The organism is Streptomyces sp. NBC_00012 (assembly GCF_045040875.1).
In the GTDB taxonomy this organism is placed as follows: domain Bacteria; phylum Actinomycetota; class Actinomycetes; order Streptomycetales; family Streptomycetaceae; genus Streptomyces.
This window is the reverse complement of the sequence record NZ_CP108310.1, coordinates 127,056-147,966: the sequence shown is the minus strand read 5'-3', so window position 1 is coordinate 147,966 and position 20,911 is coordinate 127,056. Positions and strand designations below refer to the sequence as shown.

At 67.8% G+C, this 20,911-nt stretch carries 19 protein-coding genes and 1 pseudogene; 8 read left to right on the top strand and 12 right to left on the bottom strand.

The window, feature by feature from the left end; translation table 11 throughout:
• From OHA19_RS39665 to OHA19_RS39635, 7 genes and pseudogenes are all read right to left on the bottom strand, one after another.
• Positions 1-873, bottom strand: coding sequence for a carbohydrate ABC transporter permease (locus OHA19_RS39665; protein ID WP_331754109.1), 873 nt, complete (start codon positions 871-873; stop codon positions 1-3).
• Positions 863-1,720 (bottom strand): sugar ABC transporter permease, encoded by an 858-nt coding sequence (locus tag OHA19_RS39660; protein WP_331750785.1) that lies wholly within the window; start codon positions 1,718-1,720, stop codon positions 863-865. The genes OHA19_RS39665 and OHA19_RS39660 overlap by 11 nt, the downstream gene beginning before the upstream one ends.
• A 116-nt stretch (positions 1,721-1,836) precedes the next feature.
• Positions 1,837-3,132, bottom strand: coding sequence for an extracellular solute-binding protein (locus OHA19_RS39655; RefSeq protein ID WP_326763343.1), 1,296 nt, complete (start codon positions 3,130-3,132; stop codon positions 1,837-1,839).
• 24 nt (positions 3,133-3,156) lie between these two features.
• Complete coding sequence (locus OHA19_RS39650) at positions 3,157-4,752, bottom strand: FAD-dependent oxidoreductase (RefSeq protein WP_331750516.1); 1,596 nt, start codon at positions 4,750-4,752, stop codon at positions 3,157-3,159.
• 11 nt (positions 4,753-4,763) lie between these two features.
• Positions 4,764-5,810 carry a LacI family DNA-binding transcriptional regulator gene (locus OHA19_RS39645; protein ID WP_331750787.1) on the bottom strand — a complete coding sequence of 349 codons (1,047 nt, stop codon included), beginning with the start codon at positions 5,808-5,810 and terminating at the stop codon, positions 4,764-4,766.
• 488 nt (positions 5,811-6,298) lie between these two features.
• Positions 6,299-6,458 (bottom strand): annotated as a pseudogene (locus OHA19_RS39640) (MBL fold metallo-hydrolase); the annotation flags it as partial.
• A 263-nt stretch (positions 6,459-6,721) separates the two neighbouring features.
• Entirely contained in the window at positions 6,722-8,059 is a 1,338-nt protein-coding gene (locus OHA19_RS39635; RefSeq protein ID WP_331750517.1) for a PLP-dependent aminotransferase family protein, read from the bottom strand.
• 200 nt (positions 8,060-8,259) lie between these two features.
• Between OHA19_RS39635 and OHA19_RS39630 the strand changes: the two genes are divergently transcribed.
• Positions 8,260-8,856, top strand: a complete 597-nt coding sequence (locus tag OHA19_RS39630; protein WP_326769468.1) for a hypothetical protein — start codon at positions 8,260-8,262, stop codon at positions 8,854-8,856.
• Between the two features lie 19 nt (positions 8,857-8,875).
• Complete coding sequence (locus tag OHA19_RS39625; RefSeq protein ID WP_331750518.1) at positions 8,876-9,523, top strand: LysE family translocator; 648 nt, start codon at positions 8,876-8,878, stop codon at positions 9,521-9,523.
• A 137-nt stretch (positions 9,524-9,660) separates the two neighbouring features.
• Here OHA19_RS39625 and OHA19_RS39620 read toward each other — a convergent pair whose 3' ends face one another.
• Both OHA19_RS39620 and OHA19_RS39615 read right to left on the bottom strand, forming a co-directional pair.
• Entirely contained in the window at positions 9,661-9,810 is a 150-nt protein-coding gene (locus OHA19_RS39620) for a hypothetical protein (RefSeq protein WP_331754106.1), read from the bottom strand.
• Positions 9,811-10,264: 454 nt separating this feature from the next.
• Positions 10,265-10,927 (bottom strand): TetR/AcrR family transcriptional regulator, encoded by a 663-nt coding sequence (locus OHA19_RS39615; RefSeq protein ID WP_331763248.1) that lies wholly within the window; start codon positions 10,925-10,927, stop codon positions 10,265-10,267.
• Between the two features lie 62 nt (positions 10,928-10,989).
• On the opposite strand from OHA19_RS39615, the gene OHA19_RS39610 reads away from it, so the two are divergent.
• Positions 10,990-11,406 (top strand): ester cyclase, encoded by a 417-nt coding sequence (locus tag OHA19_RS39610; RefSeq protein WP_331749851.1) that lies wholly within the window; start codon positions 10,990-10,992, stop codon positions 11,404-11,406.
• Between the two features lie 664 nt (positions 11,407-12,070).
• Here OHA19_RS39610 and OHA19_RS39605 read toward each other — a convergent pair.
• Positions 12,071-13,114, bottom strand: a complete 1,044-nt coding sequence (locus OHA19_RS39605; protein ID WP_331750520.1) for a LacI family DNA-binding transcriptional regulator — start codon at positions 13,112-13,114, stop codon at positions 12,071-12,073.
• A 241-nt stretch (positions 13,115-13,355) separates the two neighbouring features.
• Here OHA19_RS39605 and OHA19_RS39600 point away from each other — a divergent pair, with 241 nt between their 5' ends.
• The 5 genes from OHA19_RS39600 (at position 13,356) to OHA19_RS39580 (ending at position 18,778) form a co-directional block, all read left to right on the top strand.
• Positions 13,356-14,735, top strand: a complete 1,380-nt coding sequence (locus OHA19_RS39600) for an extracellular solute-binding protein (RefSeq protein ID WP_331754101.1) — start codon at positions 13,356-13,358, stop codon at positions 14,733-14,735.
• Positions 14,735-15,733, top strand: a complete 999-nt coding sequence (locus OHA19_RS39595) for a sugar ABC transporter permease (RefSeq protein ID WP_331754098.1) — start codon at positions 14,735-14,737, stop codon at positions 15,731-15,733. The genes OHA19_RS39600 and OHA19_RS39595 overlap by 1 nt, the downstream gene beginning before the upstream one ends.
• Positions 15,733-16,557 carry a carbohydrate ABC transporter permease gene (locus tag OHA19_RS39590; protein WP_331750523.1) on the top strand — a complete coding sequence of 275 codons (825 nt, stop codon included), beginning with the start codon at positions 15,733-15,735 and terminating at the stop codon, positions 16,555-16,557. The genes OHA19_RS39595 and OHA19_RS39590 overlap by 1 nt, the downstream gene beginning before the upstream one ends.
• A 71-nt stretch (positions 16,558-16,628) precedes the next feature.
• Complete coding sequence (locus OHA19_RS39585) at positions 16,629-17,609, top strand: glycosyl hydrolase family 32 (RefSeq protein ID WP_331750524.1); 981 nt, start codon at positions 16,629-16,631, stop codon at positions 17,607-17,609.
• A complete protein-coding gene (locus OHA19_RS39580; RefSeq protein ID WP_331750525.1) occupies positions 17,606-18,778 on the top strand; it encodes a serine hydrolase domain-containing protein in 1,173 nt (390 codons plus the stop codon). Before OHA19_RS39585 ends, OHA19_RS39580 begins: the two co-directional genes overlap by 4 nt.
• 290 nt (positions 18,779-19,068) lie before the next feature.
• On the opposite strand, the gene OHA19_RS39575 is transcribed toward OHA19_RS39580, so the two are convergent.
• Both OHA19_RS39575 and OHA19_RS39570 read right to left on the bottom strand, forming a co-directional pair.
• Complete coding sequence (locus OHA19_RS39575) at positions 19,069-19,584, bottom strand: universal stress protein (protein WP_331750526.1); 516 nt, start codon at positions 19,582-19,584, stop codon at positions 19,069-19,071.
• A 5-nt stretch (positions 19,585-19,589) separates the two neighbouring features.
• Complete coding sequence (locus OHA19_RS39570) at positions 19,590-20,846, bottom strand: SLC13 family permease (protein WP_331750789.1); 1,257 nt, start codon at positions 20,844-20,846, stop codon at positions 19,590-19,592.
• Positions 20,847-20,911 lie beyond the last annotated feature (65 nt).

Sequence of the window (20,911 nt, the reverse complement as noted above, 5' to 3'; positions counted from 1 at the left end):
CTAACCCTTCAGACCACTGTTGACGATTGACTTGATGAACCAGCGCTGGGCCACCAGGAATACCGCGAGAACCGGAATGACCGTGAGCGTGCTGGCCGCGAGCTGCACATTCCAGACCGGGGCTCCAAAGTTGTCCACGATCTGGGTGAGCGCTACCGGCAGGGTGAACATCTCCGGGCTGCGCAGGAACACCAGCGGTTCCAGGAAGGAGTTCCAGCTGTGCAGGAAGGAGAGCAGTGCCACCGCTGAGAGCGAAGGTCCGGCCAGCGGGAGCGCGATCCGGAAGAACAGCCCGAAACGCCCCAGACCGTCGAGCCTTCCGCTCTCCTCCAGCTCGGCCGGCAGGCCGAGGAAGAACTGGCGCATGACGAAGGTGCCGAAGACCGAGTTGCTGCCGAACACGGCCGGAATGATCAGCGGCCAGTGCGTGTCGGTCCAGCCGATCTCGGAGAACAGCCGGAACAGCGGAACGATGATGACCTCGCTCGGCATCAGCAATGCGGTGAGCAGGAGGACGAACATGGTGCCGCCGCCGATGAGGCGGACCCGGGCGAAGGCGTAACCGGCCATGGCCGAGACCACGACGCTGCCGACACACACCAACGCCGCGATATAGAGACTGTTGAAGTACTGACGGCCGAAGGGCTGGTAATCGGTGATACGGGCGTAGTTGTCCCACCGCCAGTCGCTCGGGAGCAGCGAGGGCGGATAGGAGAAGATCTCCGAGATCGGTTTGAGGGAGCTGCTCACCATCCACAGCAGGGGCAGGAGGAACGGCACCGCGAGGGCCACCATCAGTACGTACAGCAGGATCCGCCCGAATGCGGGCGTCCGAGCCCTGCGTCGGAACAGGGCCAAGGGGTTACTGCTCATGGAACACCCACTTCTTGCGCAACCACCACTGCACGACGGTCAGGGCCAGGACAGCGAGGAAGAGCAGTACCGCGAGGGCACTCGCGTAGCCGAGGTCGAAGAACTTGAATGCCTGCAGATAGACGTAGTAGGCGAGTACGGTCGTGGCGTTGCCCGGACCGCCGCCGGTCAGCACCATGACCTGGCCGAAGACCTGAAGCGAGCCGATCACCGTGACGATCGCGGCCAGCAGCATGGTCGGGCTGATCATCGGCAGGGTGATCCGGCGGAATATGGTCCAGGGAGGGGCGCCGTCGACCCTTGCCGCCTCCCGCAGCTCCGTGGGGACGCTTTGCAGGGCGGCCAGAAAGAGCACCATGTTCACGCCCACACCTTTGAGGACCTGCACCAGGATCACCGAGAACATCGCGGTGTCCGGCTCGCGCAGCCAGTTGGGACCATCGGCGCCGACCATGCGTATGAGCAGGTTGAGGCCGCCGTCCTTGCTGAGCAGGAAGCTCCATACGATGGTCCACGCGATGACCGACACGACGGTCGGGGAGAAGAAGATCGCGCGGAACACTATGGTGCCGCGCAGACCCTGGTCCAGCAGCACGGCGAGCAGCAGGGCGAGGCAGATGTTGAGCGGCACCAGACCCAGGGAGAACACGGCCGTGTTCTGAGCCACCTCAATCGCGAGCGGGTCGTCGAGCAGCTTCCGGTAGTTGTCACCGCCGATGAAGCTGATATCGCCGGTGAGATTGTTGTACTTCGTAAAGCTGTAGTAGACGACGGCTATGAGGGGCCCCAGCACGAAAGCGGCGAATCCCACCATCTGCGGGGCGATGAGTACGTACCCGGCGAGCATGTCCCGCCGACGCCACCGCGGGGTCCGTTGCCGCCCGCCCCGGCGGGCCGGCCGCACCTTGAGAGTCACGGTGGCCCGCCGGGACACGGCAGGGGTCGGGGCCTTCTTTGTCAGGCTCACGATCCGGCCTGCAGCAGGGGCTCGATGGCGGTACAGACGGCACGGGTGACCTTGTGCGTATCGGCCTTCGGCTTCCATGCCGCGTCGAGGGCCGCCCGCGTCTTCTCGTTCAGCTCGGCGTACCCGCTATGGCCGGGGCGCACCGTACCGGACTTCAGTGAATCGATGATGCTCTCTTGGAGCTGGTCCTTGCTGAGCAGCGGGTTGGTTCTGGCAAGGGTCTCGGCCGTCAGCAGTGAGGCGCGCGGCGGCGGGAAGAACTGGGCAAGTTCGGCGGTGTTCTTCTTGTCGGTGGCGAAGAGGAAGAACTGTTTGGCCAGTTCCTGGTTCTTGGCCTTGGCGAAGACGGCCAGGCCGGCCTGCCCGATCACCTGGTGAGCTCCGGCCGGTCCGGACGGCAGCGGTACGACGCCCCACTTCCACGAGACGTCGGCGAGCGGGCCGGCCTTGCTGACCTGGGTAATGATCATGCCGCTTTCGCCGGAGAAGAAGTCTGCCTGCTCTCCGGGCCCCGGCGTACTCCGGTCGGTGAAGGCCATCTTCCGGAAGAAGTCAATCGCGTCGACCATCTTCCCGTCGGAGAACCCGCAGTCGTTGTCGGACGTCCACGGTGCCGCCCCGTACGCGCTCATGATCGGGTAGAGCCGGTCCCAGTGCTTGTAGTCGAAATCGTGGACGAGCAGGCCGAACCGTGCAGTCTTGGCATCGGTGACCTTCCTGGCCGCGGCGGCGAGCGCGTCCCATGTCCAGGCGTCTTCGGAGGCGAGCTTGGCCGGATCGTCCGCGTCGGCCTTGGCCAGGGCGTCGGCGTTGTAGAAGACCGCGAGGGGCGAGCTGGAGAACGGGTACGCGTAGAGCGATTTGCCGCGCCGCCACTGGCTGAGCAGCGCTGGCTCCAAGTCGTTGTATCCGTAGCCGCTCTCCGCCTTCATGGCCGGAGCCATGTCGACGAGCGTGTCGGCCTCGATGAAGTCGGCCGCGTTCGTTTCCAGAATCCAGCCCAGGTCGGGCGGGTTGCCCGAGGCGAGCTGAGTGGTCAGCGCGGTGGTGTAGTCCATGGGGTTGAGCGATTCGAACTTGATGCTCTTCACCTTCGGGTTACTGGCTTTGAAGGCGTCCGCGATGCTGTTCAGCAGCGCCAGATGCTCCTTCACCGCCGTCCACACGGCGATGCGCAGGTTGCCGTCGTCGGCTCCCGACCGACCGCCGCCGTTGCCGCAGCCGGCGGTGAGGGCAGCGGTCGCGGCTGCGGCCGCGGTCGCCGCGAGGACGGAGCGCCTCGATGGGTTCATTGCTGTACTCCTTGCGATGATTGGCTAGTAACCCGCTATTCGCGGCCACTGCAGCTCGACCCCGTCGCCGGTGAGACGGTCCTGGAAGTCGGCCAGGAGGCCGGGCGTGTTTCTGACGGCGCGCGAGGAGACCCGGCGCTCCAGGCAGAAGGCGGCCAGTGCACCGGCCGCCTCGCCGACGTTCCACTCGACGGGGTGCAGGCGGTAGCACCCATTGGTGATGTGTGTCGTGCCGATGTTCTTGGAGGCGGGGAGCAGGTTTTCCACCCGCTGTGGGAGCAGCGCACCCAGCGGGATCCGGAACGGGCAGCACGCCACATCGAGGTAGTTGTCGCCGCCGGTGGTGGGGTGCAGGTCAATGCGGTACATGCCGATGCCCACCGTGTCGGGATACTCCACGGCACCCTTGTCGCCCCGTAACGCGATGGACAGGTCCTGTTCGACGACCGTGTATTCGGCGCGGATACGCCGTGACTCGCGGATATACGGTGCCTGTGCCAGACCGTCGGCCGAGCCAGTGATATCGCCGCGCAGCCGCAGACCGGGGAAGCCGGTGCCGCCGTCGGGCCGTGGAGCCTCGGTCTGCAGCCAGTACAGGTACGCGAAGGACAGTTCGCGAGCGGCCGCGAGGTGCTGCGCGGCATCAGGTACGTCGTAGACCGGACCGGCCAGGTAATCGATCATCGGCCAGTTGACCAGCGTGATGTCGCTACTGTACGCGCCGTCGGTGAAGTTGCGCCGTGCCGCGATACGCCGGAACGTCCACAGGTTGCTGTCGCCGGCGCTGAGCCGCTGGTCCGCGACGACGGCCAGCGGGTCGTCGTCGGGATTCGGGGTGAAGCTGCGCTCGACGATCTCCTTGGTCCGTGGGTGAGGCGCGCTCAGGGAGAGCATCGGGCCGCCCCAGAAGTCCGGCTGGTAGGTGCGCCAGAAGTCGTATCGGACCGGTTTGTCGATCGTGTGATCGCCGTCCACATGGTCCAGCGCGAAGCAGGCCGAGGCGGCTTGCATGTTCAAGGGCTGCGCCGTGCCCGGGGCGCTCGGCTCACCGGTCTCGGACTGCGCCTCGAAGCCGGTGACGTACTCGGTACCGGTGAGAGGTAGCAGCTCGCCGGTCTCCGTCGCGTCGAGAATGTACGGTGCGGCGATGGTGATCTCGTCGCCATCTCCGCAGTGCCCCACCGTCACGGCACAGACCCGGTCGCCGTCGGTCTCGGCGGACACCGGTCGGTACGGCTGCAGCACGCGCAACCGCCCGCTGCCCCGGTACGGCGCGAGCATTGCCTCGATGACCGCCACTGCCACCTGCGGCTCGTGGCAGAGCCGACTGACGTGCCCGGCCCCCGGGTTGAGGTGGCGCCAGGCCCGGGACCGCTCGGTCAGCGGGTAGTGCTGGCGGTAGTAGTCGCGGATTCCGTCCCGCAGTGCCCGGTAGCCGGCGGTCACACCGAACTGCTCCACCCAGCTGGGCTCGTCCGGTGGGACGGCCTGGCTCGTCAGCTGGCCACCCAGCCAGTCGTACTCCTCGGTGAGCACTACCCGCCGGCCGGCGCGCAAGGCGGCCAATGCCGCTGCCACTCCGCCGAGCCCTCCGCCGATGACGAGGATCTCCGTTTCCATCCACGTTCCTTTCACTGTGCGGGTGCGGGCGCCAGGGTGGCGCCGGTGACGAGTTCGCAGGGCAGCAGTAGCTGCGGGGTGTCCGCGGTGCCTTGGAGGAGGTCGGTCAGCAGCGCGATGGACTGTCGGCCCATCTCCTCTCTCGGGATCTTGAATCCGGTGAAGTCCACATCGGCAGGTACGGGCGTGGTCGGATCGCCGAGAGTCAGGACCGACAGGTCCTCCGGTACGGCCAGGCCGCGCCGACGCGCGGAAGCGACCAGATCCGCAGCGGTGGCGAAGTCTTCGACCAGGACTACCGTTGCGCGTGAGGCCAACAACGCCGACAGCAACTCGTCGGGTTCGCGTCCGGGAGACAGCTCGTCGAGCGCGATGAGGACGCCGGGCCCCGGTGTCGCCTGGGTGGCCTGCAGAAAGCCTTTCCGACGGTCTGCGGAGGACTCCACGTCGGTGGGGAGTCCGAGGTATGCCACGCGACGGTGGCCGCGGGTCACCGCCAGCTCGACGAGGCGGCTGACGGCCGTCGCGTAATCGGCGCCCACGTGAGGCACCGGGCCTCCGGCGTCATCGCGCCGGCCAACTGCCACGAAGGGGTATCCGTCGGCGACCATCCGCCTCAGGTCGTCGCGGTCGAGCGACCGGCCGAGCAGCAGGCAGCCGTCCGCCAGCCGGAGCCGATTGTCGCCCTCGAAGACACGCCGCCGACCGCCCGTCACTGATGTGCTGGTGAGCAACAGCAGGTCGCAGCCGACCTGTTCGGCCGCGCCCTCGATACCGACCAGGAACGGGTGGTAGAAGTCGCTGGTGGCGCTGGGGAAGACCGCCTCATAGGTGAAGACGCCCAGAATGCGGTTGCGTTTGTCAGCCAGCCGTCGTGCCACTGGATCGGGCACGTACCCGGATTCCCGGATCACCTTCAACACGCGCTCGCGGGTCTCCTCGGGAATCCGGATATCCGCGTCGGCCCGACCGTTGAGCACCAGCGACACGGTCGGCTGACTCACCCCGGCCAGCTTGGCAATGTCCCGCTGCGTGATCCGCCGCGCAGGGCGACCAATTGTCACTTGATCCTCCGCTAATACGAATTATCTCGCCTCGGGATCAGTGTGAACCCTGTGTTTCAAACACGTCAAGACTTGGGGGCGCTGATAATGCGAATTAGTAAGTCGGGCGTCAACAGCTTCCGTTGGCAGCAGCTGAGCCGGGGGCGGGCCAGAGCGCCGGAGTGTTCCGTGGATGTCTGATTCGTTCCCGGGATGCCGTGGAGGGCGAGGGTGATTTCGCGGGTGAGGGATCCACGCCTCGGTGGTGAAGAGGCGCTTGCGCGCGTCGTAGCGGCTGATGCCCCACTTGGTCACAACCGGAACGGAACCCGTGGACACTCTGGTCAGACCAGCGGATGACCCCTGCCCGCACCCGGCCAACGGCACCGAACGCCGCCCTGCACAGCCTCAGGAAACCACTTCAAACCGGACCGGTAAATCGAGGCTCAGGTGACCGGGAAGCCAGACGGTGTTCACCGCGTCGGGCAGGGCTGAGGTTCCCGGTCCGCGCTGTGCTCGGCGTGCAGATGCGAGATCCAGATCGCGTCCAGCTCATCCAGTTGGACGTGCCGTTGAAGCTGAGCCAGCGTCCCGCTGCCCGCGTCCATCCACACCCGTGTGTCGCCACTGGACACCAGGTGGCCGGAGCAAGGGATTGTCCACGCTCGGACAAGGCGTCGCACACCCCGGGACGGTGAGACGGAGAAGCTGGTCATCCGGGGAGAACGCTTGATCCACAGGTGTTGACGACCTTGATACTGCACCGGCGACTGGTCCGCGACTACGAGGGCCGCCCGGCCTCCTCGGAGTCGCGATGAAGCTCTTGTCCTGCGGGTTCCGCTCGACGATCTCGATGCCGGTCCCGTGTCTGTGGCCGTGGGCTCGCCTCGGTCTTCGCCGGACAGTCGCTGGCGCGCGGGCGGGCGTCAGTCGGTGACGAGGTCGTCCGGGGCGGACCGGGCGAGTTCGGCCAGTGTGGCAAGCGCCTGGGAGAGAACGTCGGTCTGCGGGGAGGCAAGTCCCAGCCGGATCGCGTTGGGGGCGTGGTTATTGCCGACGGTGAACGCGGCGGCCGGCACCACTCCGATGCCGTGCCGGGCGGCGGCGGCGACGAAGGTGTCCGCGCGCCACGGGCGGGGCAGTTGCCACCAGCAGTGGTACGAGCGCGGGTCGCTCCGTACAGCGAAGCCGCCGAGGTGCCGGGCCGCGATCTCCTGTCGTACGGCGGCTTCCCGCTGCTTGGCCTGTACGAGGGCCTTCACGGTGCCGTCCTGCTGCCAGTGGTAGGCCGCCTCCAGTGCGAAGCGCATGGGGGTCCAGCCCCCCGAGCGCAGCGACGTGGCGATCTCGCCCACCAGGAAGCCGGGCGCCACCACGAACCCGAGGGTCAGGCCAGGGGCGATGCGCTTGGACAGGCTGTCGACGAGGACGGTCTGCTCGGGGGCCAGAGAGGCGAGCGGCGGCACTTCGTCGTGGAGGAAGGCCCAGATGGCGTCCTCGATCGCGGGGATCCCCGACCGCAACAGGACATCGGACAGATGCTCCACCCGTTCCCGGGGCATGGTAACCGACAGCGGGTTGTGCAGAGTCGGCTGTACATAGACGGCGTGCAGCGGGCCGCTGCGGTGGGCCTCTTCGACGGCCTCCGGGATCAGCCCTGCTGCATCCATGGCCAGGGGCACGAGGGTGATGCCGAGCCGCGTGGCGATGGCCTTGATCACGGGGTAGGTCAGTTCCTCGACGCCGAGCCGACCGCCCGGTGGCACCAGGGCGGTGACGACGGCCGAGATGGCCTGCCGCCCGTTCCCCGCGAAGAGCACCTGCGCCGGGTCGGGGCGCCAGCCGCCACGCGCGAGCAGATCGGCGGCGGACTCGCGGACGGCCGGAACGCCGGCCGCGCCGACGGGCCGCAGCGCGTACCCGAGAACATCGGGACGCAACAGCCCGCCGAGCCCGTTGGCCAGAAGCGCGGCCTGCTCGGACACCACCGGATAGTTGAGCTCCAGGTCGATCCGGCTGCCTGCGGGTTCGGTGAGCGCGGGCGCGGATGCACAGGGGACCGCGCGAACGAAGGTGCCGCGGCCCACTTCGCCCAGAGTGAGGCCCCGTCGGGCGAGTTCCTGGTAGACGCGGGTGGCGGTGGAGTTGGCGATGCCGTGCTGCTGGGCGAACTTGCGCTGCGGGGGAAGCCGGTCGCCCGGCCGGAGGATGCCGGCCCTGATCTCCTCGGCCACCGTGTCGGCGACGCTCTGATAGCCCTTCACGGCGCTCTCCTCTCGTCCACGTGCCTCCGCCATCCAACCACACAATTGCACCGAGTGCAATAAGGCGTATTGCATCGAGTTTGTGCAGGCAATATGCTCGCTGCATTGCTTCGAGCCTGGCCCGTGCATCGGGCTGGGGGAACCCCTGTTGGATGCACCACGAGAGGGCGCGCCACCGCCGGAAAGGAGCCCTCCCAGCAGTGAACACGACCGCATGGTCTCGGTCTCCGCTCGGCCGGACTCCCCTGCTGCTGCCCGACTGTGACCGGTGCGGATTCACCTCCTGCCTGGTAAGGCACGGTACGGTCGCCGACCTGCTGCGGAAGTACGCGGCGGAGTGGCAGCAGGTCCTGACGGGGCCAGGGCTCGACGGCCGGCGTGCGGGCGTGCCTCACTGGTCACCGCTGGAACACGGCTGCCACGTCCGTGACATGTGTCTCCTGTTCCACAAGAGGCTCGATGCAATTTTCGGAACCACACCGATTGCACCGCACCACCGCACTGCGCCGGATGTCGGGCCGGCCGCAGAACGCCCGGACATCGTCCGGCGCTACCGCGACGAGGAACCGCGACAAGTGGCGGAGGAACTGGGGTGGGCCGCCGAGGCCCTGGCCCGCCGCCTGGCCACGCTCACCGCCGACGACTGGGACCGCGACGGCGCGGGCCTGGCCGACTCGCGACTCACCGTCGATTTCTTCACCCGCCATCTCCTTCACGACATCGCTCACGACCTCGCCGAGGTACGGCGCGGTGACCGCTCCGGCAGGGCGCGTCCGGAGACGGCAGCGGGACATTAACAGAGAATGAGGGGTTTTCATGGTTGAACTGAGCGGGGTCCTCGGCGTGGTGGTGGTGGCCCTCGGGATGGTGCTCACCCCGGGCCCGAACATGGTCTATCTCGTCTCGCGCAGCATCACCCAGGGCAGGCGCGCCGGGATCATCTCGCTCGGCGGTGTGGCCCTGGGCTTCATGGTGTATCTACTGGCCGCAAACCTCGGCCTGTCGGTCGTCTTCATCGCCGTGCCCGAGCTGTACTTCGCAGTGAAGCTGGCCGGCGCGGCATACCTCGCCTACCTCGCCTGGAACGCGCTGAAGCCGGGCGGCGTCTCCGTCTTCACCCCGCAGGACGTCCCGCACGACTCGCCGCGCAAGCTATTCATGATGGGACTGATGACGAACCTGCTCAACCCGAAGATCGCCGTCATGTACCTCTCGCTCATCCCGCAGTTCATCGACCCGGAGAAAAGCCACGTCCTCCTCCAGGGCATCGCGCTCGGCTCGATCCAGATCGTGGTCAGCGTCGCGGTCAACCTCACCATCGTCCTGGCGGCCGGAACCATCGCCGTCTTCCTCTCGCGCCGCCCCTCCTGGCTCAAGGTGCAGCGCTACGCGATGGGCACGGCGCTCGGCGCGCTCGCCATCTCGCTGGCCCTCGACACCTCAGGTCCGGCCAAGTCGAGCTGACAGCACGGCACATGGGGAGTGGTCCGGTGCCGACCTGGGCTCTACCGCCCCAGGGACAGGAATTCCGCGTGTTCCTGAGAGGGGTGTTTCGCGGGTTGATGTCCGGTTCGTGATGTGGCTTGGGTGAGGTTGTGTGGTCAGGCGCTTCGGGTCACGTTATGGCCGGCCTGGGCGAACAGGCCGGGTTCGGTCTCGGCCAGGATGCTTTTGAGTTTCGAGCGCATGCCCTCGATGTTCTTCGGTGCGAAGCCGAGATCGAGGGTCTCGCACAGGTCGCGGGCCCGCAAGGGCCACGCCACCTCGGCGAAGACGGCGAGCTCACTACGACCTGCTCGCGCTCGCCCCCGATTACCGCGTCGAGCGCTTCGGCACGAAACTCGGCGACCTGCGCGTCACCATCGCCAACCGCTTCGAAGACGGGAAATTCGACGGCGAGTTCGCCGACTGGGCCACTGCCCTTACCTTGCCGCAATCGTCTGGGCGACCGCCCTCAGCGCGGCCGACTCGTTCGGGTAATCGCCACGAACCTCAGCGACCATACGGACCGCTCGTTTGCGCAGCTCAAGGGGATACGAAGAGGGGCGTGCCATGACTCAATCCTTTCACGGAATCGAGTCTCCATTCGAACCGGGGCGGTTCAACACCGACTGGCGTCGGGTCAGGCGGTAGTAGGTGTTCTGGAACTACGGTTGGCGGACCCTCGCGCGGCGGCGGGATCACCGGTTGCGATGGGAGAGCGGGCTACGCCCGCCCCAGGACGGACCGCAGCATCGTCAGCAACACCTCGCCGCCGGCGGCGAGCTGTGCGTTCGCCTCGTCGGCACCGGCGTTCAGGATGCCGACGGTGTTTTTCAGACCGTCGAAGGCGCCGACGAGAACGGTGGCGAGCAGGGTCGGGTCGATCCCGACCGTTGCGTCCGCCGCGCGCTGGGCGCCGCGGATGAGGTCGGCGACGTCGTCGATCCAGGTCCGGGTCAGCTGGGCTGCCAGCGGGCGGGTTTCGGGAACGTCCGCCAGGTCCTGGATCAACCGGGCGATGACCCAGGCGTCCGGGTCGTCGCGGTGCAGGTCGAGCATCGTCGGGAGCAGCGCTTCGAGCCGATCGACCCCTTCCGGCGTCGCGGCCAGTCTCGTGCGGACGAGGTCGAGCCACTGTGCGTGCTTGGCGGACAGAACCGCGATCGCGAGCGCTTCCTTGCTCTCGAAGTGGAAGTAGACCGAGCCCTTGGTGAGTCCACTCTCCATGATGACGTCCGCCATCCGGGCACGGTCGTAGCCGAGTCGCGCGAACACTCCGGCGGCCGCCTCCAGGATGCGGTCGCGGGAGGCGGCTCCATGGGCGGTGGGTCCCGGCGGGCGGCCGACTCGCCTCGCAGGGGCACTGTTCCTGATCGCGCTTGCCATGGTCAGCATGATACTGGTAATTAAATAGACCAGCACGCAGGTTTAATTAAGGAGGCTTGGCGATGTTCATCGACGACTTCGCTCGCGCGGCCGAGGCCGCTGTCAATCACCACAACATCGAGGCAGTGACCGCCCTCTGGCGTGAACCGGCCCGGTACGACTCGCCCCTGACCGGTCCCCAGGAGGGGATCGATGCGCTCGCCGCCCGCGAGTCGGCGCTCTTCGCGGGCTTCAGTGACCTGAGGGCCAGCATCCGTCCGCTGGGCCAGGACGGCCTCACCGGTTCGATGCTGGTCCGCTTCGAAGGCACACACGACGGCGAGTACGGGGCGTTCGCGGCCACCGGCAACTCGATCGTCATCGAGATGGCGGCCGTCATCACCTTCGATTCGGAGGGCTACGTAGTCGAGGAGCGGCTCTTCGCGGACAGTGCGACCGTGGTCGGCCAACTCACGCACCACTCCGCGTCCCACGACTGATCGACCGGCGAGCCACGACACTGCCCCTACCTGAGCGGCTGCCCGGGCGGGCAGGGTGGCGATCCGCCACCGGACAGTCCCTGAGCATCGCCTTTTATTGTCGTGGCATGTCGGTTGAGCTGTCGGGCGGGAAGGGCTCGGCAGCCTGAGGGCGTGCTGGAGTGAGCGGCTTGTGGTATCCGTTATGCGGTTTTGTTGATGGCTGGGTGTCGTGCCGCCGGGGCCGAGCGTCTGCCTGGTGGGCGGCCTGAGGCTTTCGGTGGCCTGGCCGGGCTTCCGATATGTGCGTTCGTTGCCCGGGCGGCAGCGGGGGCTGCCAGGCCAACCGGTGGTTGTCGACCAGTGGCCGGGCCAGGCGGAGTTGGGTGTGGGCGGCGATGACGAGCCAGGTCCAGCGGCCAGCCTGACCATGCACCACAGGCCAGCCACGGCGATACATCAAGGCGGAAACTCGCTCATCACCCCACGGCTGCAGGCTGGTGGCGCAGCGCCTCCCCAGGCCGTGCGCTGTTCCAGCACCCGCCCGCGAGGCGGCTGACCGGCCGCCACCGCCCGCACTTCGGCAGCGGCCGGTTCACTGCTCCGCCGCACCTGATCCGTAGCAGCCGATGACCAAGGGTCCACCGGGAGAGACTCGCAGTTGGCGTCTCAAACGAGCTGGCTCTCAGGCAGTCGCATGATCGAGCGGATGGGTCCGGACCGATGTCCGCTCGATCACCGGCATGGGAATCAGGCGGCTGCCGGACGGTGCGCTGGGGGAGAGGAGGATTTCGACGGAGGCACAGCCCATGGCCTCGTGTGGCAGTCCGACGGTCGTGAGGCCGGGCCGGAGGTAGGAGGCGAGTTCGTCGTTGTCGAATGAGACCACGGAGATGTCTTTCGGGACGGTCAGACCGTGATCGGCCAGGGCCTGGTACGCGCCGAACGCGAGGCGGTCGTTCATGCACAGCAGGGCTCGGATGTCGCGCCGGCGTTCGAGGAGGGCGTGGGTGACGTCGTAGCCGTGGTGCGGTTCCCAGTCCCAGCACGACTCCTCGGTGGCGAACTGCAGGCCTTGTCTGGCCATCTCCGCGCGGATGCCGGAAATCCGCTGCTCGACGGTGGTGGACCGGAAGAGCCCCTTCTCGGCTTCCGCGTTGTGCCCGATGAGGGCAATTCCTTCACGGTGGCCGGCGGTAGCGAGAAGTCTGACTGCTGAGGCACCTCCGGCGAGTTCGTCGGGAAGTACGGAAACGGGGTGCTTCTTGTTCGTGGCGTTGAGCATGACGACGCGCGTGGTCGACGGGATCTCGGGCACGAACAGTTCCCGGGCGCGCATGACGGCGAAGATGATTCCGTCCACCTGACGGTCAAGTACAGCGCCAATCGCCTCCGACTCACGTGCTGGGTCGCCACCGGTCTCCAGTACGAGCATGACATGCCCTGCCCGCTGCGCGGCGTCCAGTGCTCCTCGGATCAGGCCGCTCGCGAAGCGGGTGGTGGCGACGACGTCGGAGATGAACCCGATGGTGAGGGTCTTGTCGGTTCGCAGGCTGCGCGCCGCGACGTTCGGCCGGTATCCGAGTTCGGTGGCCGCCTCGTGGACCCGGGCATGCGCGTCGGCGGAGAGCCGGGAGTCGGGCCTGCCGTTGAGGATCATCGACGCGGCGGTCGGGGATAGCCCGGCACGGCGGGCGACATCGGCGAGCGTGACGCGCTTGGGCGGCATGACTTCCTCTCGTGCGGCGCGACGGGACGGCGTGCGTGCCGGCCCCAAGACAATCACAATGCCCTGACCCCTGACTCCTTGACAGGGGGCATCCGGCATCCCAATATGAGCAGCGCTAAATGCTTTTAGCAGACAGTTTAGCCCGTTTGTCGGGGGTCTCGAACCCCGCCATCGGCGGCACCCGCTTGTGGTGCGCAGGAGCATCTTCCACGGAGCACGCTCAGACAACGGAGTCTTTTACATGGCACACAAGTCGAACCGCCCCGGTGAGGGACGCAGAGCCGCATCGCTCAGGAGCTGGAGGCCGGCCGTCACGGCCGCGGTCGCCGTGAGCGGGCTTGTCCTGGCCGGGTGTGCGCCGGGATCCCCGGATGCGAGCCCGACCGCATCGGGCAAGGTGAGCCTGAAGCTCCCGTCCGACAAGATCACGATCAAGATCCAGGACGAAGCGGGCTTCCCCGTCACCGACAACCTGGCCGACGAATTCACCAAGCAGCACCCGAACGTCACCTTCAAGGTCGTCCGGGACAGCTTCGCCAACCTCACCGCGAACGCGCCACGCCTCCTGGCCAGCGCCGACGCGCCCGACCTCATCCGGCTTCCCACCATGGGGGACACCGTCAAGGACGGGCTCCTGACCAACCTCGACCCGTATTTCAAGGGCTACAGGTGGGACAAGTTCTCCGCCGGCCAGCTGGCCGCGTCCCGGATGAGCGCCGAGGGAGTCAGGGGCGAGGGCTCCCTGTACCAGATGGGCCTGGGCTACAGCGTCACGGGCATCTACGTGAACCAGAAGTACGCCAAGCAGCTGGGGCTCTCCGGCGCGCCATCGACCATCGCGGAGCTGGAGCGGTGGATGGCCAAGGCCAAGGCGGCCAAGATCCTTCCTATGCAGATCGGAATGCAGGATGGCGTGGGCACGTTCGCGCTCCAGTCGCTGATCAACCAGTACGGGGACAAGGCGGGCCTGGTGAACTGGATGTTCAACAAGCCCGGTGCCACCTTCGATACCGAGGCCAGCCTCAAGGGCGCCACGACCTTCAAGAAGTGGGCCGACGCGGGGTACTTCCCCTCCGACGTGAACGCGATCAACTACACGACGATGGTGTCCAACTTCCAGGCGGGCAAGGGTCTGTTGATGTTCGACGGAAACTGGGACGCCGCGAAGACCGACAAGGCGATGGGGGAAGGCGCGGCCCGGTTCGTCCTGGCGCCTCCGGCTACCGCCGGTGGTGCGCACGTGGCGATGGGCGCCGCGAACTCCTTTGCCATCCCGGCCAAAGCGAAGCATGCCGACGCGGCGGCGTTCTTCCTGGACTGGATCCACACCGACCTCAAGGCCCGTCAGATCGTGGTCGACGTCACGGGCGCCTCCCCGGGTGGAGATCCCTCGCAGAAGCTGCCCAAGGTGAAGGACGGTTCGCTGATCGCGCAGGCCCTCGCGGCGTCGGCGAAGGTCGGATCCGATGACGGGTTCGTCGACTTCATGGCAAACACCACGGCGGGCATCTACGCGGGCGCCTTCCAGCCGGATGAGCAGAAGCTGCTGACCCGGCGCATGGAACCCAAGGCTTTCGTGGCGGCGATCCAGGAGTACTACGCCAAGGAGCTGGCGGGCTGATGGTCAACGATGTCCGTAAGCATGAGGACCCGAAGCCGACCGCGGCACTGCGGCGACCCGACGCGGGCGCTCATGCTGCGGGCGTCGGAAGGTCCTCCGGTCGGGCCGGCCGGCCCTCCGTGCGAAGGGCGGCCCGCCACCGGAGCGTCATCGGCTGGCTCTTCGTCCTGCCGGCACTGGCGTTCTTCTGCGTCTTCGTGGTCTACCCGTTGATCACGGCCGTGCAGTACTCGTTCTACCGCTGGAACGGCATCGGCGCGTCGACCTGGGTCGGCGTCGACAACTACGTCCGGGTCTTCACCGATCCGGAGCTGTTGATCTCGATCGTCAACGCGCTGGTCCTCATCGTCTTCTTCACGGTGATCCCGGTTGCCAGCGGCCTGGCCCTGGCGACCTTGATCCGCACGATGCGGCCCGGTCCCTTCGCTACGTTCGCCCGCACGGTGCTGTTCCTTCCACAGATCATCCCGCTGGTGGCCGCCGGTATTGCCTGGTCATGGATGTACGCGCAGACCGGCACGATCAACACCATTCTCGACTCCGCCGGCCTGGGCTTCCTCTCGCGGTCCTGGCTGGCGGGCTTCGGGACCGCTCTGCCCGCCGTCGGCCTCATCGGCTCCTGGGTACTGACCGGCCTGTGCACCATCCTGCTGCTCACCGGCATCGGAAAGATCGACGCCTCCCTCTACGAGGCGGCACGGCTCGACGGGGCGGGCTGGTGGCGAGAATTCGTGACGGTCACCCTTCCCGGGCTGCGGCAGGAGATCGTGGTGCTGGTCACCATCACTGTCATCGCCGCGCTGAGCAGCTTCGACATCATCTACACCACCACCAAGGGCGGTCCGGGAACCAGCACGCTCGTCCCCGGTATCTCGATCTTCCGGCTCGCCTTCACTCAGAGCGAGGTCGGCCTGGCGTCCGCCTTCGGCATCATCCTCCTCGCACTCGTCCTCCTGGCAGTGCTGCCGATTCAACTGCTGGGAAGGGAACGAGACTGATGGTCGTCAACAAGACGGAAGCGGTCATCGGACGTGTCGTCCTCGTCCTCGTGCTGATCCTCACTCTGCTGCCGCTCGCCGGGATGCTCTCCGGAGCCCTGCAGCCCGCGGATCGCATCCCTGACGGGTTCTCCTGGCCCAGCGATCCCCAGTGGGGCAACTTCGTCGTCGCCTTCCAGACCGCGCATGTCTGGGAACTCCTCGGCTCCAGCACCCTGATCATCCTCGGCGTCGTACCGCTCAGCCTGCTCCTGTCGACGCTGGCCGGCTACGCCCTGGGCAACCTGCGCATTCCCGGCGGGAGATTCGTGTTCGTCCTGCTCCTGCTGGGACTGACCATTCCCTTCGAAGCGATCATTATCCCGATCTACTACGAGATCAGCGCCATGGGACTGCTCAACACCCAGTGGGCGATCATCCTTCCGCTGATCGGGCTCTACATGCCCTTCGGCGTCGTCTGGATGCGTGCGCACTTCGTCGGCGTCCCCACCGAACTCTCCGAAGCGGCCCGGATCGACGGTGCGAGCACCTTCCAGGAGATCCGCCGCATCCAGATTCCACTGGCCATGCCCGCCCTCTCCGCCCTGGCCATCCTGCTGTTCCTGTGGACCTGGAACCAGTTCCTCCTTCCCCTGGTCCTGGTCGACGATCCCGACAAACGCACCATGGCCGGGGCCCTGGGAGCGTTCCAGGGGCAGTACCTCAACCAGCTCCCCCTGCTGTTCGCGGGCGCGCTGATCATCATGCTGCCGACGATCGTGATCTACGTCATCTTCCAGCGCCAGTTCATCAAGGCGCTTCTCCAGGGCGCGGTCAAAGGCTGAAGCGCCCCTCCTCCGTCACCCTCATCGGTCCGGCCTGCTCACGACGACAGCCGCAGCCACAAGGACAATGCATGACATTTCGCCTCGACCACGCTTGGGCGTGGGACTTCTGGTTCGCCGATGACGGCGACACCTTCCACCTGTTCTACCTCCACGCACCCAAGAACCTGGGCGACCCGGAGCTGCGCCACCGCAACGCCCGGATCGGGCACGCCACCTCCGTCGACCTGGTCGGCTGGCAGGACCACGGACCGGTCTTCGGCCCCGGACAGCCCGGCACTTTCGACGAGACCGCCACGTGGACGGGCAGCGTGCTCCGCGGACCCGACGGCGTCTGGCGGATGTTCTACACCGGAGCCCGCTTCCTCGACGCTGGGGGCAACGTCGAAACCATCGGCGTGGCCACCTCCACGGACTTGCACACCTGGACGAAACAGCCCGGGCCGCTCATCGAGGCGGACGGGCGCTGGTACGAGAGGCTGGGAGATTCCAGCTGGCCGGAGGAGGCATGGCGCGATCCCTGGGTCTTCCCGGACCCGGCCGGTGACGGCTGGCACATGCTCATCACGGCCCGGGCCAACCACGGTGCTGACGACGACCGGGGCGTGATCGGGCACGCGACATCACCGGATCTTCAGGCATGGACCGTCCGGCCACCGCTCAGCCGCGTGGGCGCCGGGTTCGCCCACCTGGAGGTCCCCCAGATCACGACCGTCGACGGCGAGTCCGTACTGCTGTTGTCCTGCGACACTCCACGACTGTCCGCCGCACGGCGCAGAGCCGGCCAGGTCGGAGGTGTCTGGAGCGTTCCAGCCGCTGCGGTCCTGGGCCCTTACCCGGTGGAGGACGCCACGTTGGTCGTCGAGGAATCCCTCTACAGCGGGCGCCTCATCGAAGACCGGACCGGCAGAACCGTGATGCTCGCCTTCGACAACTCCACTGTCGACGACAGGTTCGCCGGCTCGATATCCGACCCCATCCACGTGAGCTGGTCAGCGGAGCGGCACGGCATCGCCCCCTTGGCCCTCCAGAGCAAAGGCACCCCGGAATGAGCACCCGCATCGAGGGCAGCACCGCCCCAGGCTTCGCGCCCCTCGCGGAAGCCTTCTCCACCGCTTTCACCGGCCATGACGCCATGGGCGCGGCACTTTGTGTCCGGCTGGCCGGCGAGACAGTCGTTGACCTGTGGGGCGGGATTGCCGACCCGCGCGACCGCTCGCCCTGGACGAAGGACACCACCAGCGTCATCTTCTCCTGCACCAAGGGCCTTGTCTCCATCCTCGCGGCACGTCTCGTGCAGGACGGACTCCTCGACTACCGGACTCCCGTCGCAACCTACTGGCCCGAGTTCGCCGCCGAAGGGAAAGAAGAGATCACGGTCGCCGATCTTCTCGCCCACCGGTCCGGGCTCTCGGCACCACGCGATCTCCTGAACGTCGAGGACGTCATCGACTGGGACGTCGTCACGGGTCGCCTGGCAGCCCAGCAACCACTGTGGACCACCAGCCAGGGCCACGCGTATCACGCCCTCACCCACGGCTGGCTCGCCGGTGAGGTCATCCGCCGGATCACCGGCAAAACGGTCGGCCAGTACTTCGACGAGCTCATCGCCGCACCGCTGCAGGCCGACGCGTGGATCGGCCTCCCCCGCGGGGCGCGGCACCAGGTCGCCCATCTGCGGGCCGGAACGAGCCTCACCGCGCTCGTTGCTCAACAGGCAGCAGCGCGCGTTGCCGGCGAGATCGACTGGACCGAGCGGGCCATGACCCTCGGAAACGCGTTCCCGCCGGAACTCGTCGACGCCACCGGCGGCTTCAACGACCCCCGTATCCAAGCGGCGGAGCTGCCGGGAGCGGGCGGCGTCGCATCAGCCCGGGCGCTGGCCTCGATCTGGTCATCCACCGTGGTGGAGACAAACGGAGTGCGGCTGCTGGATGCCGGCACGGTCACTGACGCCACGCGACCGCAGACCGAAGGCACCCCGATATTCGGCGGACAACCCCCCTTCGCGCGGTGGGGCATGGGATTCCAGCTTCCCTCCCTCGCCCGCGAATTCCTCGGGCCCGCCTCCTTCGGACACGACGGCGCCGGCGGGCAGGTCGCCTTTGCCGACACGACACACCAGGTCGGATTCGCGTTCCTGACCAACCTCATGGAAGCGGGGCCCGACCACCGCGCCACCGCGATCGTGGACGAACTCCGCCGCATCCTCCGCAAGTAACGCCGGGGTGGGGGCTGGGGTCGGGCCCAGGGGTGTTGCGGTTTCGTCGAGACGGGGCAATTGCCCGGGGCGCGTTGCCGGTGCGCAGTTGTGAGGCACGGGAAACGTGGTGCGACCACACCATCCCCGACCCGTCCAGCTGCTTCACCCGCCCCGGATCGAGATGCCCAGCCTTGTGGCGGGAACCTCCGCTGGTCCGCGGGCCATGTCCCGAGCGGGAATCCGGTCGGGCCCAGTCATCGGGGATGACGTAGTCGTACGGCATCCGCAGCGGCTCCGCGCCGTGTCTTTCACCGACCGGGGTGGCGGCCTGGAGACCGCGGCCGGTGGGGTGGCGGCGGGATGGTGGCCGTGCTGGGTGCGGTCTCCGGCCAGACCAGCAGGACGGGGCAGGGGGCGTGGTCGACGATGAAGCGGCTGGCGGGGCCGAGGCTGCGGGGTCCGAGGTGGGTGCGGTCGCCGTCGCGGGCGAGAATGAGCAGGTCGGCGCCTTCGGCGGCGGCCACGACTTCTCGTTCGACGCTGCCCGAGCGTTCTTGCCGGGCACACGGCCGTCCCAGCCGCTCGGCCGCTCTGGCCAGGAGATGTTCGGCTGAGGCAGCGGCCAGGTGTTCCACCGCGGTGCCGGGGTCGCGGTCGGGGCGTGCGCGGCCCAGCAGCCCGGCGTAGGCGCCGTGCGCGGCGCCCGGCACCTCGTGGCCGGTGATGTGGAGCAGCACCAGGTCAGCGTTGGCAGGCGTGTGGGTGCGGGCGGCGTCGACGCAGGCGGGCCAGGTGCCCTCGACGATCCAGACGATGACGGTCACGGTGTTCAGCCTCCGATGGTTTGGAGTGAGGCCCACAGTGCCACCACGGAGAGCAGCAGGGCGGCGGGCACGGCGAGCAGGCCGAGCCGGGTGAACTCGCCGAGGCCTACGTCGGTGTCGTGTTCGCGTACGATGCGCCGCCACAGCAGGGTGGCCAGCGAGCCGGCGTAGGTGAGGTTCGGGCCGATGTTCACGCCGAGGAGGACGGCGAGGACGGCGCCCGGGCCGGTGGGGGTGGTCAGGGGCAGCAGGACCAGGACGGCAGGCAGGTTGTTGATGATGTTCGCCAGTACGGCTGCCAGTGCCGCGATGGCGAGGAGGGCCGGGAGACCGGTGCCACCGGGCACCAGGTGGCCCAGTACGTCCGCGAGGCCGTTGTCGACCACGGCCCGGACCACGATGCCCAGGGCCAGGACGAAGGCGCAGAACGGCAGGGCCGCGGCCCGGACGATCGCCGTGGGGGTGGTGCGGCGCTGGGCCAGGGCGCGGGCCGCCAGGACGGCCGCGCCCGCGGCCGCCGCCCAGGCCGGGTTGATGCCGACCGCCGAGGTCAGGACAAAGCCCGCCAGGGTGCCCGCCACTGTGAGCAGGGCGAACAGAGGCAGTTCGCGGGGCTCGTCGGCGGGCGGGGCCTCGGTGCCCGCGTCCAGGTCAGTGGCGAAGAAGCGGCGGATCACCACGTACTCGACACCGATGGCCACCAGCCAGGGCAGCGCCATCAACGCGGCGAAGCGGGTGAAGCTCAGGCCACTGGCGGCGAACGCCAGCAAGTTGGTGAGGTTCGAGACCGGCAGCAGCAGCGAGGCGGTGTTCGACAGGTGGGTGCAGGCGTAGACGTGCGGTTTGGCGCGGGCGCCGAGGCGGGCGGCGGTGGCGAACACCACCGGAGTCAGCAGCACCACCGTGGCGTCCAGGCTGAGCACTGCGGTGATCAGTGAGGCGGCTACGAACACGAGGACCAGCAGGCGGCGGGGGCGGCCGGCCGCCCGGCGGGCCATCCAGGCGCCGCACGCGTGGAACAGACCCTCGTCGTCGCACAGCTGGGCCAGGACCAGGACGGCCGCGAGGAAGCCGATCACCGGGCCCAGCCGGGCGGCCTCGGCCGCCGCGTGGTCGAGCGAGATCGCGCCGGTGGCGATGACCACCCCGGCGGCGGGGACAGCCACGACCGCCTCCGGCCAGCCCCACGGCCGGATCACCGCGCAGGCCAGCACCGCCAGGAGCAAGGCGACAGAGAGTGCTTCTGCGAGTGCAAAGTTCAGCGTCTGAGCCTTTTCCGGGACGGAATCCTGGCAGAGCGGAACGACCGTACCGGGGGCTGGCCGTG

Bases quoted from the DNA above. Each gene is read 5' to 3' on its own strand.
- OHA19_RS39585 (WP_331750524.1), top strand. From the start codon at position 16,629: ATGACATTTCGCCTCGACCACGCTTGGGCGTGGGACTTCTGGTTCGCC.
- OHA19_RS39580 (WP_331750525.1), top strand. From the start codon at position 17,606: ATGAGCACCCGCATCGAGGGCAGCACCGCCCCAGGCTTCGCGCCCCTC.
- OHA19_RS39660 (WP_331750785.1), bottom strand. From the start codon at position 1,720: ATGCTCGCCGGGTACGTACTCATCGCCCCGCAGATGGTGGGATTCGCC.
- OHA19_RS39610 (WP_331749851.1), top strand. From the start codon at position 10,990: ATGTTCATCGACGACTTCGCTCGCGCGGCCGAGGCCGCTGTCAATCAC.
- OHA19_RS39665 (WP_331754109.1), bottom strand. From the start codon at position 873: ATGAGCAGTAACCCCTTGGCCCTGTTCCGACGCAGGGCTCGGACGCCC.
- OHA19_RS39615 (WP_331763248.1), bottom strand. From the start codon at position 10,927: ATGGCAAGCGCGATCAGGAACAGTGCCCCTGCGAGGCGAGTCGGCCGC.
- OHA19_RS39650 (WP_331750516.1), bottom strand. From the start codon at position 4,752: ATGGAAACGGAGATCCTCGTCATCGGCGGAGGGCTCGGCGGAGTGGCA.
- OHA19_RS39595 (WP_331754098.1), top strand. From the start codon at position 14,735: ATGGTCAACGATGTCCGTAAGCATGAGGACCCGAAGCCGACCGCGGCA.
- OHA19_RS39655 (WP_326763343.1), bottom strand. From the start codon at position 3,132: ATGAACCCATCGAGGCGCTCCGTCCTCGCGGCGACCGCGGCCGCAGCC.
- OHA19_RS39600 (WP_331754101.1), top strand. From the start codon at position 13,356: ATGGCACACAAGTCGAACCGCCCCGGTGAGGGACGCAGAGCCGCATCG.
- OHA19_RS39625 (WP_331750518.1), top strand. From the start codon at position 8,876: ATGGTTGAACTGAGCGGGGTCCTCGGCGTGGTGGTGGTGGCCCTCGGG.
- OHA19_RS39590 (WP_331750523.1), top strand. From the start codon at position 15,733: ATGGTCGTCAACAAGACGGAAGCGGTCATCGGACGTGTCGTCCTCGTC.
- OHA19_RS39605 (WP_331750520.1), bottom strand. From the start codon at position 13,114: ATGCCGCCCAAGCGCGTCACGCTCGCCGATGTCGCCCGCCGTGCCGGG.